Source organism: Protaetiibacter mangrovi (assembly GCF_024752305.1).
In the GTDB taxonomy this organism is placed as follows: Bacteria; Actinomycetota; Actinomycetes; order Actinomycetales; family Microbacteriaceae; genus Homoserinibacter; species Homoserinibacter mangrovi.
Window position 1 is genome coordinate 290,754 of sequence record NZ_JANTHX010000007.1, and the last position, 13,649, is coordinate 304,402.

A 13,649-nucleotide genomic window follows, 5' to 3' on the forward strand; every position below is an offset into this window, starting at 1 on the left:
GCGATCACCAAGCGGGGAGCTGCACTCCCGGGAGCCGCCAGGCGAGGAAGGACGGGCCGGGGGTGCGCACGAGGCCGGCCCGCCACGGGGCGGCGCCCTCGAGCAGCTCGGCGTCGTCGGGGAGCTCGCCGGCGAGGTCGACCTCGGTGGCGGAGCGGGTCGCGACGACGAGCACGCACTCGTCCGCCGACTCGCGCACGAACGCCACCGCCTCCTCCGAGGCGTGCAGCCAACGGATGCCGCCGCCGTTCAGCGCCGGATGCTCACGCTTCAGAGCGATCATCCGCCGGTAGAGGGCGATGTGGTCCGCGTACGCATCCGCCGCATCCCACGGGATCGGGGTGCGGGCCTCCTCGCCGTCGGCGGCAGTGAAGCCGAACTCGTCGCCCGCCCACACCACCGGGATGCCGGGCAGCGTCATCGACAGCCCCACCGCCACCGGCACCACGCCTTCGCGCGCCGAGGTGGCGAAGCGCGGGGTGTCGTGGGTGTCGAGCGCGTTCATGGTGTGCAGCCGCGTGCGCCACGGCAGCGCCGCCGCGAACTCCCGGTGCGCCGCATAGAACTCGAGGCCCGTGTAGTCGGTGGTGCGCCCGAGGGTCATGCCGAGGCCGCCGCCCGCGGGCGAACCCGGCACCGAGAGCCAGTTCCACAGCGGCCGAGTGAAGTTGGCGTACGTCATCGCGCCGTGCCAGGCGTCGCCCGTGAAGTCGCCACCCGAAGCGTCGTTCGTCGACTCCCCCACCAGCAGCGTGTCGGGGTTCACCTCGACCATCGTGCGGCGGATCGCCCGGCGCACCGCCTCGTTGAGGTCCTCGTCGCGGTAGCGGCCCGTCATGTTGGCCACGTCGATGCGCCAGCCGTCGAACGAGAACGGCGGCTGCAGGAACCGCGCCACCACCGACTCCGGCCCCTCGATGAACCGCTCGCGCAACTCCGAGGAGTTCCAGTTGAACTTCGGCAGGCTCTTGTGACCGAGCCACGACACGTAGTCGCTCTGCGTCTCGTCGAGCCACAGGTAGAACGCGCTCTCGGCCGCGCCCGGGTTCTCGAACGCCGCGCGGAACCACTCGTGCGCGTCGCCGGAATGGTTGGTGGTGAGGTCGCCGATCACCCGGATGCCGCGCTCGTGCGCCGCCTCGACCAGCCGCACCAGCGCCTCGTCTCCACCGAGCAGCGGGTCGACGTGGTCGAACGACTGCGCGTCGTAGCGGTGGTTCGAGCGCGCCGGGAACACCGGCGTCAGGTACAGCAGGTTCACGCCGAGGTCGAGCAGGTGGTCGAGGTGCTCGCGCACCCCGTCGAGGTCGCCGCCGAAGAACTGCTCCCCCGTGCCCGGGCCGACATGGATGACGGGGTCGCCCCACGCGGCCGGCATCGCCCACTCGGGCGGCTCGCGGTCGTCCGCCGCCGCCGAGCGCGCGAAGCGGTCGGGGAACACCTGGTACATCACCAGGTCCTTGCCCCAGTCGGGCGGCGCGGGGAAGGTCACCAGCCGGAAGTCGTCGATGTCGCGGGTCTCGATGCTCGAGAGGCCCTTCGAGGTGAGCCACCACGTCTCGGCGTCGTGGTCCTCCAGCAGCCAGCGGTAGCCGTGCACCGGGTTCTCGACCACCACCTCCGCCTGCCACCACACCGCATCCGGGGTCTCGTGCACCACGCGGGCGTCGGCATAACTTGGCTCGCGATCGGGGTTCGAGCGCACCCGCACGACCCGGAGGTCGGCGAAGCCGCGCGGCACCCGCAGCCGCAGGGCGACCGTGCCGCCGAGCTCGGGGGTCTGCGTCGAGACGTACAGCGGCGAACCGTCGTGGTGCGGGAGTGCCGCGGGGGATGCGGTCATGCGGGCACCATAGACCTCTCGTGTGACGACGGGGTTTCGCGGGGGCTGGTTTCGACACGCGCCCTGCGGGCGCTACTCAACCAGCGGGTTCCAGCCGCTGGTTGAGTAGCCGCGAAGCGGCGTGTCGAAACCAGCCCCTCGTCACTTCACGGCGCCGGCGGTGATGCCGCCGACGATGTAGCGCTGCAGGGCGAGGAAGAGGGCGACGACGGGGATGGCGGCCATGATGGCGCCCGCCGAGAACGCGCTCCAGTCGGCGTAGCGCGGGTTCGACACGAGCTTCACGAGGCCCACGGCCAGGGTCTGCTTCTCGGGGTCGATGAGCAGCACGCTCGCGATGAGGTACTCCGAGAACGAGGCGATCACCGAGAGCAGCGCGACGACGGCGAGGATCGGCGCGACGAGCCGCAGGATGATGGTGAAGAAGATGCGCGCGTGGCCTGCGCCGTCGATCTTCGCCGCCTCGTCGATCTCCACCGGCACCGTGTTGAAGAAGCCGTACATGAGGTAGGTGTTCACGCCGAGCGCGCCACCGAGGTACACCATGATGAGCCCGATGTGGGTGTTGAGCCCGAACGCCGGGAACACGTCGCCGATGGCGCTCATCATGAGGAAGATCGCGACCGCGCCGAGCAGCTGCGGGAACATCTGGATCACGACGATCGTGATGAGCCCGAAGCGGCGGCCGGTGAAGCGCATACGCGAGAACGCGTACGCGGCGAGCGCCCCCATGAGCGTGGAGGCGACGGCGGTCACCGAGGCGATCAGCAGGGTGTTGCCGAACCACAGCAGGTACGGGTTCTGCGGGTCGGTCAGGATGCGCCAGAAGCTGTCGATGCCGATCCGCGAGAACAGCGCGTTCGATCCCGTGAGGGTGCCGTTCGGGTTGAGCGCGCTCGAGATCACGAACAGCAGCGGGAACACGGCGAAGGCGCACACCAGCACCGCGACGAGGTGACGCCATCCGGTGTCGGCGAACCATCGCCCGGCCGAGCGCCGACGCGGGGCGGAGAGCTGGGTCGTGGTCATCGCTGGATCTCCTCGAGGGCCTTGGTCCTCGAGAAGCTGATCACCGAGATGATCGCCACGATGAGGAAGATGATGATCGAGAACGCCGACGCCAGGCCGTAGTCGCGGTTCTGGCCGGTGAACGCCACCTTGTAGACCATCGAGATCAGCAGGTCGGTGTGGCCGACCGGCAGGCTCGTGGTGGTGTCGCGCGGTCCGCCGTTGTTCAGCAGGTACACCAGGTTGAAGTTGTTGAAGTTGAACGCGAAGGATGCGATGAGCACGGGCGCGGTCGTCGAGAGCAGCAGCGGCAGCTTGATCTGACGGAAGATGCCCCAGCCGCGGGCGCCGTCCATGGTCGCCGCCTCGGTCAGCTCGTCGGGAATCGCCTGCAGCGCCCCGGTGCAGATGAGGAACATGTACGGGAACCCGAGCCACAGGTTCACGAGCAGGGCGCTCGCCTTGGCGAGCGTCGGATCCGAGAGCCACGGGATGTCGGCGCCGGCGAACAGCACCTGGTTGATGAAGCCGAAGCTCTCGTTCATCATGCCCTTCCACACGAGGATCGAGAGGAAAGCCGGGAACGCGTACGGCAGCACGAGCAGCACCCGGTAGTACTTGACCCCGCGCATGCGGGCGTTCTCGAAGGTGATCGCGAGCAGCAGCCCGAGGATGAAGGTGAGCGCGACCGAGCCGATCGCGAACACGAAGGTCCAGATGGTCACGTAGACGAGCGGCCCGCGGATGGACTGCTCGGTGAACGCGCGCACGAAGTTGTCGAAGCCGACGGTGATCTGCCAGCCGGGGCGCAGCTCCGTGCCGTCGGGGGCGACGAACGCGCCGGTGCCCTGGTCGGCGTAGACGACGCCCGTCTGGGTGTTCGTCATGGTGCCGGCCTGCTCGTCGTACTCGAGCGTCGAGAGGTAGCGGTAGGCGTTGCTGCCGTCCTGGGTGCGCAGGGCGCCGTCGTTCGGGTCGTCGGAGTAGGGCACCGCGAGCTGGGTGATCTCGTCGGTGCGGGCGATCACCTCGGCGAAGCTGAGGCTCGTCCAGCCGGGGGCCGAGACGGCCTTGCCGCCGTCGAACTCCGCATCCGGCGCCGCGGCGAGCGGCTGGTCGTTGGTGCCGACGTAGGCGTCGCCCGTGTCGGGGTCGGTGACGAGCAGGCCGAGCTGCCCGAAGCTGTCGACGACCGTCGCCGGGTAGGCGGGCGAGTCCTCGACGCGCTGCAGCGAGGAGGCGAGCAGCGACGAGACCGCCTGCTCCTTGGTGCCGTTGTGGCCGGTGCCGTAGTTGGTGAAGCCCACGTAGCCCGTGTAGAGCAGCACGAACACCTGGAACACGGCGAGGAAGATGAGGCCCGGCGTGAGGTACTTCGCCGGGATGAGGCGCCGCGAGAAGTAGATCCAGTTCACCAACCCGGTCACGGCGAGCACGATGATCGCGACGACCCAGTTGTGCTGCATCACGAGCACGAACGCGGCGTAGATCGACAGGGCGTCGACGATGCCGAGCAGCAGGATCTTGACGAGGATCGCGCGCACGCTCCCCGGCGTGGGCGGCGCGGCCGGCCGGGTGCGGCGCGGGGCGGTGGGGGCCTGGGCCATCTGGGTCAACTCTCTGGGGCAGGGGTGGATTCACTGACGGATGCGGGGCGCGTCCACCCCTGCGGCGGCACGCCCCGCATCCGGTTCAGCGGGCGATCAGCTGATGGCGGCGGTCACGTCGGTGACGAGCTTGTCCCACGTCGCCTTCGGGTCCTCGCCGTTGATGATGGCGGCCTGGGCCACGCCCCAGTACTGCCACACCGAGCCCATCGCGGGGATGGACGGCATCGCCACGGCGTCGGCGCCCACGTTCGCGAAGCCCTTGATGATCGGGTCGCTCGACGCGCTCTCGGCGGCGGCGCTCAGGGCCGGCAGCACGTTGCCCGCCTTGAACAGCTCGAGCTGCACGTCCTCGGAGCCGAGGTAGTTCACGAGGAAGTCGGTCGCGGCGACCTTGTTCTTCGACTCGGCCGAGAGGAAGAAGCCCTTCACGCCGGCGAACGGCTGGGCCGCCTCACCGGTCGGGCTCGGCACCGGGTCGATGGCGACGTTGATACCGGCGTCGACCGCCGCACCCACGTTCCACGGGCCGGTCAGCCAGAAGGCGGCGGTGCCGTCGAGGAAGGCCTGCTTGGCGATCGCACCGTCGATGTCGGTGTTGAAGACGCCGGTGCCGGTCTTGCCCTGGCTCGCGAGCCAGTCGGCGAACTGGTAGCCGCCGTCGCTGCCGAGCTGCAGGTCGCTCGGGTCGTAGCTGCCCGAGGCGTCGGTGCCGAAGACGGGGGCGCCGAACGCGGTCTGGAACGGGTACAGGTGGTACGGGTTGCCCTCGGCGCCCTGCTCCACCACGAACGGCTGGGTGAGGCCGGCGGCCTGACCCTTCGCGATCATGTCGTCGAAGCTCGTCGCGGCCTCGGGCACGATGTCGGCGTTGCGCAGCACGGCGATGTTCTCGACCGCGTACGGGAGCATGTAGACGGTGCCCTCGTAGGTGGCGGCCTGGATGGCGACCGGCAGGTAGTCGTCGGCGGAGTCGCCGAGCTCGAGCGGCGCGACGACGCCGTTGGTGGTCAGCTCGCCGAGCCAGTCGTGGGCGCCCATGGTGATGTCGGGGCCCTCGCCGGTCGGCACCTGCTGGATGAAGTCGTCCTTGATGGTGGCGTTGTCCTTCGACACGAGGTCGACCTTGACGCCGGTCTTCTCGGTGTAGGCGTCGGCCGCGCCCTGCAGCGCGTCCACGCGCTCGGCGTCGACCCAGACGGTGAGCGTTCCGCCCGTGGTGGGGGTGTCTCCGCTGTCGCCGGCGGAGCAACCGCTCAGCACGAACGCGGATGCGACGGCGATGGCGCCGAGGCTCAGAGCGCCCTTCCTGGTCACCTTCATTGGTGTGGTCCTTTCCCTGTGGTCGGGTTCCGGCCGCCAGAGCGGAGGCCGTTCTCCGGAACGCTCGGTGCAAGCGTTTGCAGACATGACAACCCACGGATCCCCCGTCTGTCAAGTCATCCAGGTCACAGGCTGATCACGCCGGGCCGGGAATTGACAGGTGCGGTTGGAAACGTTTACAAATGGGAAACATCCGCGGGGCACGGACGCACCGATACGTCCGCGTAACAGGCGCTCGTTAGCATCGGAAGCGCCCCAGGCCCCCGACCGAAGGAACCATCGTGAACTCGACGATCGGCCGCGCGACGCAGCGCGACGACTGGTGGCGCACCGCCGTCATCTACCAGGTCTACCCGCGCTCGTTCGCGGATGCGGACGGAGACGGCGTCGGCGACCTGCCCGGCATCACACACAGGCTGCCCGCACTCGCCGACCTCGGCGTCGACGCCGTCTGGCTGTCGCCGTTCTTCACCTCGCCGCAGGCCGACGCCGGCTACGACGTGGCCGACTACTGCGACGTCGACCCGCTCTTCGGCACCCTCGCCGACTTCGACGTGATGCTGGATCGGGCCCACGAGCTGGGCCTCAGGGTCATCATCGACCTGGTGCCGAACCACTCCTCGAGCGCGCACGCCTGGTTCCAGGCGGCGCTCGACGCCGCTCCCGGCTCACCCGAGCGCGCGCGCTACATCTTCCGCGACGGAAAGGGCGCCCACGGCGAGCTGCCCCCCAACAACTGGGAGTCGGTGTTCGGCGGCCTCGCCTGGACGCGGGTGACCGCGCCCGACGGCACCCCCGGCCAGTGGTACCTGCACCTGTTCGACAGCTCGCAGCCCGACTTCGACTGGACCAACCCCGAGGTGCGCGAGTACTTCCGCGGGGTGCTGCGGTTCTGGCTCGACCGCGGGGTCGACGGCTTCCGCGTCGACGTCGCCCACGGCATGGCGAAGGCCGAGGGGCTCCCCGACTACACGCCTCCCGCCGACGCCGGCAGCATGGGCGGCGACGAGACGGATGTGCCCTACTGGGCGCAGGACGGCGTGCACGAGATCTACCGCGACTGGCACGAGGTGCTCGCCGCCTACGGACCCGACCGCATCCTGGCCGGCGAGGCCTGGGTGGAGCCGCTCGCGAAGCTCGCCAACTGGGTGCGCCCCGACGAGATGCACCAGACCTTCAACTTCAGCTACCTCGAGACGCCGTGGAAGGCCGAGCGGCTGAAGAAGGTCGTCGACGACTCGCTGGCCGCGTTCGGTTCGGTGGGCGCTCCCAGCACCTGGGTGCTCTCGAACCACGACGTCATCCGGCACGCGACGCGCCTCGGCCTCACCCCGCCCCCGCCACAGGGGCAGGGCCTGGGTCCGAAGTCGGAGTCGCATCCGGACGAGGTGGTGGGCCTGCGCCGCGCCCGCGCCGCGACCGCGTTCATGCTCGCGCTGCCGGGCTCGTCGTACCTGTACCAGGGCGAGGAGCTGGGGCTGCCCGAGGTGATCGACCTGCCGGATGCCGCCCGCCAGGACCCGAGCTTCTTCCGCACCGGCGGCGAGACCTACGGCCGCGACGGATGCCGAGTGCCGCTGCCGTGGGAGGCCGACGCCCCGAGCACGGGCTTCGGCCCGGGCGAGGCGAGCTGGTTGCCGCTGCCCGACAGCTGGCCCGACTACGCCCGCGACACCCAGGCCGGTGTGCCGGGCTCGACCCTCGAGCTCTACCGCACCCTGCTCGCGCTGCGCCAGCAGCACGAGCTCGGCGCGGGCGAGATCGAGTGGCTGGCGAGCGACGACCCCGCGGTGCTGATCTTCCGCAACGGCGCCGTCACCGTCGTCGCCAACACGGGCGCCGGCACCGCCCCGCTGCCCGCCGGCACCGTGGTCGCAGGCAGCGGCCCCGTCGCCTCGGGCCGCATCCCCGGCGACACCACGGTCTGGCTCGTCGGCTGAGCTCATACGACGTCGGGCCCGCCGCGATCCGAGGATCGTGACGGGCCCGACGGCTGTGCGGCGTCAGTCGCCCGATGCTGCGGCGGCCTCGCTCTCGAGGATCCGCTCGCGGCGGGCGTCGAGCTCCGCCTCGAGCGCGCGGCGGTCGCGCTTGTACGGGCCGTAGAGCAGCGTGAGGTACGCGGCGTTGACCACCATGATCCCGCAGACGAGCCAGAGCATGACCGTCTGCAGCCCCACCGTGTCGGCGAGGAAGCCCGCGGTCAGCGTGTAGATCGCGAAACCGATCGACTCGATGATCGAGACGAAGATCGCGAACGCGGCACCGCGCAGCTCCGGCGGCACGACCGCCATCACCAGGGGGCGGTTGACGCCCGGGTTGAGGCCGACCGTCAGGCCGACGATGCCGAACAGCACCAGGTAGGGCAGGATCCCGCCGTACACGAACTGGGTCGTGAAGAACGCGACCACGGCGAACGCCAGCTGGGCGCCCTGCAGCATCCCGACGCGACCGAAGTCGGGGCTCAGGCGGTTCAGCAGGTCGGAGAGGAAGCCGCCGACGATGGTGCCGAGCAGGTAGCCGATGCCGAACGGCGCCATCACGGAGGCGGCCACCGCGGTGTCGAACCCGAACTCCTGCACGAGCAGCACCACGCCGAAGGCGGCGAGCAGCAGGTGGCTCGAGAGCAGCCGGCTGCCGAGCAGGATCACGTAGCTGCGGATGCGCAGCAGCGAGCGGACCTTCGCCCAGGTGATCTTCGAGGCGGCGTCGCGCTCCGCCTGGCTGAACGTCTTGAGCTGCTCCTCGCCGCCGCCGGTGCCCGGGTCCTTGTAGAACGCCAGGATGAGCACACCGAAGAGCACGTTGATCGCGCCGAAAACGAAGAAGCCGTAGCGCCATCCGTCTTCGACGTTCGCGAGCTGACCGATGAGCGGCGCCATGACGCTGCCGATGGCGGCGGTGCCGCCGTAGAGCCAGCCGACGACGCGGCCGCGCTTCTTGTCCTCGAACGAGTCGCCGATGACCTCCGGCACGATCGCGTGAGCCGCGGCCGTACCGGCCGCCATGATCGCGTAGAGCACGAGCAGCTGGGCGAAGTCCTGCGAGAAGCCCGCGGCGACGGCCCAGACACCCCAGAATCCGGTGGCGATCGCCAGGATCGGCTTGCGTCCGAACTTCTTGGCGAGGAACACCCAGGTGGGTCCGGCGAACACGCCCACGATGCGGCCGACGGCCGACAGGATGCCGAGCGCGCTGGTGGCGAGCGAGAGCGCGGCGGCGATCACCGGGAACAGCGTCGTCGCCATCGAGCCCTCGCCGCCGTCGGCGACCATCGATCCGCCGAGGATGACGAGGTTCGTCTTGCGGCGCGGTACCCCGCCCGTGCGGTCGAGGTCGCCGTGGCGGATCGCCGCGGTCACCGTCGGCACCCCCGGTGGGGTGCTCGCCGCGGGCGGCGTCGTCGTGGTGTTGTCGTTCGTCATGGTGGGTTCACTCCTTTGTGATGTGGTGCAGGTGGTGCAGGTGGTGCAGGGGGTGCGAGTCGGGGCGTCAGCCCCGCTCGACGCTGGGTTCGGCGCTCGAGGCGGCCGTCAGGCGGGCGGCGAGCCCGGCGAGCACGGGGCGGGGCAGCAGGCCGACCATCATCGACGCGATCTGCAGCAGCGACAGCCCGCCGATCATGTGGACCATCGGCCCACCCGCGAGCATCGGGGCGAGCTCGACGAGCACGTCGCGCGTCGCGGGGTCGCCGAGCAGTTCGCGAAGCGGGCGGTCGAGCACGACCCCGTCGGCGCCGAAGTCGTCGGCGCGTGACGCGGGGGCGAGCGAGGCCTGCAGCATCGGCCACTGGGCCTCGATCAGCAGGTGCTCGTCGCCGAGCGGACCCTCGACCGGCAGCCCCAGTCGCACGAACTGCTCCGCGGGGGCGTCGGCCGAGATCATCGCGTCGCGCAGCGCCGTGGCGAGCCGCCTCTCGAGGTCGGCGTCGCGGAGCGGCTCGTGCTGGTCGGGGTCGGTGCGCAGGTCGAACAGCTGCGTGCCGAACGCGAACGGGCTCACCCAGGCCTGGGCGGGCGTCTTCAGCACCTTGAGACCCTTGCTGAACGGCAGCGGATCGACGAGCTGCGCGTGCGCGAGCTGCTGCTGCGGGAAGAACCCGGTCATCACGGTCGGCATCAGGGTGTGCTCGGAGAGCGGTTGGTTCTGAGGGGTCGCCGAGGCGCGCATGTACACGTAGCGCCCGTCGGTCACGCAGACGTGGCCGCCGAACACCCCGAACAGCGCGTGCTCGCGCACGGGGGTGTCATCCGTGAGCACCCCGGCGAGCGAGGCGCCCTGCATGTCGTCGGTGCCGGCGAGGCCGAAGAAGTCGAGCAGCGTGGGGCCGAAGTCGATGGTCTGCACGAGGGCGCCGCGGCGCTCGCCCGCCACCTGCGCCCGCGGGTCCCAGAGGAACAGCGGGTTGTGGATCGTCTCGTCGTACCAGGGCTGCACGTTCTTGCCCCACCAACCGTGCTCGCCGAGCATGAAGCCGTGGTCGGTGCACACGATCAGCATCGTGTCGTCCCACATGTCGTTCTCGTCCATGAGGTCGAGCACGCGACCGAGCGACTCGTCGCACATCGTGAGCAGGGCGGCGTACTCCGCGCGGGCGTGCTCGACCGCATCCGGGGTCTCGGTGACCTTGGCGTAGTCGGGCCAGTCGAAGTGCGGTCCGTCCCACTCGGCGGCCGCGTAGTGCGTCTTGTACTCGGCGTAGCTGAAGAAGGGCTCGTGCGGGTCGAAGGTCTCGATCTGCACGAACCAGGAGTCCTCGGCGAGGTTGGTCTGGATGAACTCCACCCCGGCGTCGAAGGTGAGCGTCTGGGGGTGGTCGGCCTTGTCGGCGAGGTGCGCGCGGTTGACCCAGTCCTGGCGCCAGAGCTTGGGCTTCACCGACGACGACATGCCGAGCGATTCGGGGATCTCCGGATCGGCGACCTGACCCTTCCACGGGTCGCCCTCCTGCCCACGGAAGAACTCGTAGGTCGAGAAGCGGTTGTGGTAGGTCGCGCCGCCGTCCTCCCAGTAGTGCTGGTGGTCGGTCGCGAGGTGGGTGTGCACCCCGGCCGCAGTGAGCATCGCCGGCACGGAGTCGTCGAAGGGCTCGAGCGGACCCCAGGAGCGGTGCAGGAAGTTGTAGCGCCCGGTGTGCATCTCGCGGCGCGCGGGCATGCAGGGCATCGACCCGCCGTAGCAGTTGTCGAAGGTCACGGTGCGGCTCGCGAGCCGTTCGAAGTTCGGTGCGTGCACCCAGTCCCCGCCGTAGTTCGGAAGCATCCGGCGGTTCAGGCTGTCGAACATGACCATGATGGCCCTCATGCGGAGTGCTCCTCTGCGGTGTCGGGGGCGGCGGTTTCCTCGCCGCCCAGGTCGGCGACGAGGCGGGCGCGCATCGACTCGAGCCAGTCCATCCAGCGGTCGACGGAGTCGGCGCCGAACACGTGCATGTGCTCGCCGTAGCGCGCGTAGCTCTCGACGTCGAAGCCGTCGATCGGGTCGACGCCGACGATCCCGCGCGAGCGCACCCTGCTCGCCGCGACCTGGGCGCGGCGGTACTCGAGCTCGGTCTCGACGATCCGCAGCGCGGCGGGCAGGTCGAGCGCGATCGCGAAGGCGAAGCGCGTGTTGAAGTCGGCGTCCTGGAAACGGCTGGTCGGCACGAACGGCGAACGCACCCACTCGAGCAGCACCTGCTGACCGACCGGGGTGATGCGGTAGATCTTCGCGTCGGGTCGACCGTCGCGGGCGTCGACCTCGAATTCGACGAGCCCGTCCTTCACCATGCGGGCGAGCTCGCGGTAGATCTGGCTGTGGTGGGTGTTGGAGCGGATGAACTGCCCCTCGGTGTCGAACCACTTCATGAGCTCGTACCCGTGGAACGGCTTGAGCGCGAGCACTCCCAGCACCACGTTCTCGAACTTCATCGTCCCTCTCCTCGCCATCGAGTTATGTGCATCTGCACATATGTAACATGTTGTATAGCCGTCGGAGGTTCGCTGTGTCAAGCTGTCGAGGTGCCCGTCGACGAATCCGATGCCGCGACCTGCCTCGTCCCCGCCGGCAGCTACCTGCTCGGCGACGCCTTCGAGGAGGGCTACCCCTTCGACGCCGAAGGCCCGCAGCACACGGTCGAACTCGACGCGTTCGACATCGACGCCACCCCCGTGACGAACGCGCAGTTCGCACGATTCGTCGAGGCGACGGGCCACGTCACCGACGCCGAGACCGCCGGGAGCTCGGCCGTGTTCCACCTCGCCGTCGCCGCCGAGCGGCACCACGTGATCGGGCGCTCCCCCTCCGCCCCCTGGTGGCTGCTGGTCGCCGGCGCCGACTGGCGGCATCCGTTCGGCCCCCTCTCCGACCTCGACGAGCTGGCCGACCATCCGGTGGTGCACGTGTCGTGGTACGACGCCGCCGCCTACGCGAGGTGGGCGGGTCGAGCGCTTCCCGGCGAGTGGCAGTGGGAGGCCGCCGCGCGTGGCGGACTGACGGGTGCCCGCTACGCGTGGGGCGACGAGCTCACCCCCGGCGGTCACTGGATGTGCAACATCTGGCAGGGCACCTTCCCCAGCCGGAACACCCGCGACGACGGATGGCTGGCGACCTCACCGGTGAGGAGCTACCCGGCGAACGGTCTCGGCCTCTACGACGTCGCGGGGAACGTGTGGGAATGGTGCGCGGACCGCTTCGAGACGCGGGCACCTGCGGCATCCTCGACCGGCGCCCCGCTGCTGCCGATCGCGCAGCCGGAGCGACGCGTGACGCGCGGTGGCTCCTACCTCTGCCACGAGTCCTACTGCAACCGCTATCGGGTGGCGGCGCGTACCGGCAACACCCCCGACTCGACCATGGGCAACTGCGGCTTCCGCACGGTCGGCCCCCGAACGGAGGCGCCGGGCGACCGCTAGTGGGCGGTGTTCTGGGTGAGCCAGATGAAGGGGTCGACGCGCACGCCGTCGTCCTCGATCTCGAGGTGCAGGTGCGGGGCGGTGACCTGGCCGGTCGCCCCGACGAGGCCCACGAAGTCGCCGACAGAGATCCGGTCGCCCACCTGCAGCGGCGAGGAGCCGGTCTGCATGTGGGCGTAGCTCGAGATCACGGTGCGTCCGTTGATGGTGTGCTGGATCTGCACGAAGTTGCCCCAGCTGCCGTGCCCGTCCGTGTGCGCGATCACGACGCCGTCGGCGATCGCGTAGATCGGGGTGCCGGCGCCCGGCACGAGGTCGATCGCGTAGTGGAACGTCGAGCAGCCGGAGCACGGAGCCGCGCGCGGACCGTAGCCGTCGGTGATCGGCACCTCGTACGGGAACGGCCAGCGGATGGGGCCGGTCCAGTACACGGAGTAGGCGAAGCTGCCCCGGGAGTACTTGTCGCGCAGCACCTGCGCCCACGACTTCACCTCGAAGCCGTCGCGGTCGACCGAGACGTCGGCGACGTCCTCCACGACGTCGACCTCCTGCCCCTCGACCTTCGGCGCGACGGCGAGCAGCGCGGTATCGGACTCGGACGAGGGCGCGTAGGCGTCGAGGGCGTTCGCCGGCAGCGACATGCCCACCACCAGGGCACCCGCCGAGACGAGTGCGGCACCCGACAGCAGCTTCGAGACGATCGCGCCACGGGTGGAGTGCCGCACCGAGGGGCGGGCGGATGCGGGGGCCGCGACCACGTGCGCCGGCGCCGCGAAGGTGCTCGGCGGCGCCGCCGTCATCGGGGTCGCGATCGCGGGCTCCGCGGGCGCCGGGAGGGCTCCCGACGACGCGGCGGCGCGTTCCCGCTCACGGAGTTCGCGTCGGGAGGTCGCCGGGGGGAGCGAGGGATCGGGCCCCGTCACGACGCCGGTTGCCGGTCGCCACGGAGGGGTGCGGTGACTGCGCTCACGCTCT

General features: G+C 70.2%; 10 protein-coding genes. 2 read left to right on the plus strand and 8 right to left on the minus strand.

Annotation, left to right across the window (positions count from 1 at the left end; all coding sequences use genetic code 11):
* Positions 1 to 4 precede the first annotated feature (4 nt).
* The 4 genes from NUH29_RS09055 to NUH29_RS09070 form a co-directional block, all read right to left on the minus strand.
* Positions 5 to 1,843 carry a glycoside hydrolase family 13 protein gene (locus tag NUH29_RS09055; RefSeq protein ID WP_258798760.1) on the minus strand — a complete coding sequence of 613 codons (1,839 nt, stop codon included), beginning with the start codon at positions 1,841 to 1,843 and terminating at the stop codon, positions 5 to 7.
* Between the two features lie 141 nt (positions 1,844 to 1,984).
* Positions 1,985 to 2,872: a sugar ABC transporter permease gene (locus NUH29_RS09060; protein ID WP_258798761.1), complete on the minus strand. Its 888-nt coding sequence runs from the start codon at positions 2,870 to 2,872 to the stop codon at positions 1,985 to 1,987.
* Positions 2,869 to 4,458 (minus strand): maltose ABC transporter permease MalF, encoded by a 1,590-nt coding sequence (gene malF / locus NUH29_RS09065; protein ID WP_258798762.1) that lies wholly within the window; start codon positions 4,456 to 4,458, stop codon positions 2,869 to 2,871. The genes NUH29_RS09060 and malF overlap by 4 nt, the downstream gene beginning before the upstream one ends.
* A 96-nt stretch (positions 4,459 to 4,554) precedes the next feature.
* A complete protein-coding gene (locus NUH29_RS09070) occupies positions 4,555 to 5,781 on the minus strand; it encodes a sugar ABC transporter substrate-binding protein (RefSeq protein ID WP_258798763.1) in 1,227 nt (408 codons plus the stop codon).
* 281 nt (positions 5,782 to 6,062) lie between these two features.
* Here NUH29_RS09070 and NUH29_RS09075 point away from each other — a divergent pair, with 281 nt between their 5' ends.
* Positions 6,063 to 7,721 carry a glycoside hydrolase family 13 protein gene (locus NUH29_RS09075; RefSeq protein ID WP_258798765.1) on the plus strand — a complete coding sequence of 553 codons (1,659 nt, stop codon included), beginning with the start codon at positions 6,063 to 6,065 and terminating at the stop codon, positions 7,719 to 7,721.
* A 63-nt stretch (positions 7,722 to 7,784) separates the two neighbouring features.
* Here the strand turns inward: NUH29_RS09075 and NUH29_RS09080 are convergent, their stop codons facing one another.
* The 3 genes from NUH29_RS09080 to NUH29_RS09090 form a co-directional block, all read right to left on the minus strand.
* Positions 7,785 to 9,206, minus strand: a complete 1,422-nt coding sequence (locus NUH29_RS09080; protein ID WP_258798766.1) for an MFS transporter — start codon at positions 9,204 to 9,206, stop codon at positions 7,785 to 7,787.
* Positions 9,207 to 9,273: 67 nt separating this feature from the next.
* Complete coding sequence (locus NUH29_RS09085) at positions 9,274 to 11,085, minus strand: sulfatase (RefSeq protein ID WP_258798767.1); 1,812 nt, start codon at positions 11,083 to 11,085, stop codon at positions 9,274 to 9,276.
* Positions 11,082 to 11,690: a PadR family transcriptional regulator gene (locus NUH29_RS09090; RefSeq protein WP_258798768.1), complete on the minus strand. Its 609-nt coding sequence runs from the start codon at positions 11,688 to 11,690 to the stop codon at positions 11,082 to 11,084. Before NUH29_RS09090 ends, NUH29_RS09085 begins: the two co-directional genes overlap by 4 nt.
* A 24-nt stretch (positions 11,691 to 11,714) precedes the next feature.
* On the opposite strand from NUH29_RS09090, the gene NUH29_RS09095 reads away from it, so the two are divergent.
* The gene (locus NUH29_RS09095) at positions 11,715 to 12,674 is read left to right on the plus strand and encodes a formylglycine-generating enzyme family protein (protein WP_444544369.1); all 960 of its coding nucleotides are present in this window, start codon (positions 11,715 to 11,717) and stop codon (positions 12,672 to 12,674) included.
* Here the strand turns inward: NUH29_RS09095 and NUH29_RS09100 are convergent.
* The gene (locus NUH29_RS09100) at positions 12,671 to 13,597 is read right to left on the minus strand and encodes a M23 family metallopeptidase (RefSeq protein ID WP_258798770.1); all 927 of its coding nucleotides are present in this window, start codon (positions 13,595 to 13,597) and stop codon (positions 12,671 to 12,673) included. The two genes, NUH29_RS09095 and NUH29_RS09100, sit on opposite strands and share 4 nt — an antisense overlap.
* Positions 13,598 to 13,649: the final 52 nt, after the last annotated feature.

Coding starts and splice junctions, on each gene's coding strand:
- NUH29_RS09055 (WP_258798760.1), bottom strand. CDS start 1,843: ATGACCGCATCCCCCGCGGCACTCCCGCACCACGACGGTTCGCCGCTG.
- NUH29_RS09060 (WP_258798761.1), bottom strand. CDS start 2,872: ATGACCACGACCCAGCTCTCCGCCCCGCGTCGGCGCTCGGCCGGGCGA.
- malF (WP_258798762.1), bottom strand. CDS start 4,458: ATGGCCCAGGCCCCCACCGCCCCGCGCCGCACCCGGCCGGCCGCGCCG.
- NUH29_RS09070 (WP_258798763.1), bottom strand. CDS start 5,781: ATGAAGGTGACCAGGAAGGGCGCTCTGAGCCTCGGCGCCATCGCCGTC.
- NUH29_RS09080 (WP_258798766.1), bottom strand. CDS start 9,206: ATGACGAACGACAACACCACGACGACGCCGCCCGCGGCGAGCACCCCA.
- NUH29_RS09085 (WP_258798767.1), bottom strand. CDS start 11,085: ATGAGGGCCATCATGGTCATGTTCGACAGCCTGAACCGCCGGATGCTT.
- NUH29_RS09090 (WP_258798768.1), bottom strand. CDS start 11,690: ATGAAGTTCGAGAACGTGGTGCTGGGAGTGCTCGCGCTCAAGCCGTTC.
- NUH29_RS09095 (WP_444544369.1), top strand. CDS start 11,715: ATGTGCATCTGCACATATGTAACATGTTGTATAGCCGTCGGAGGTTCG.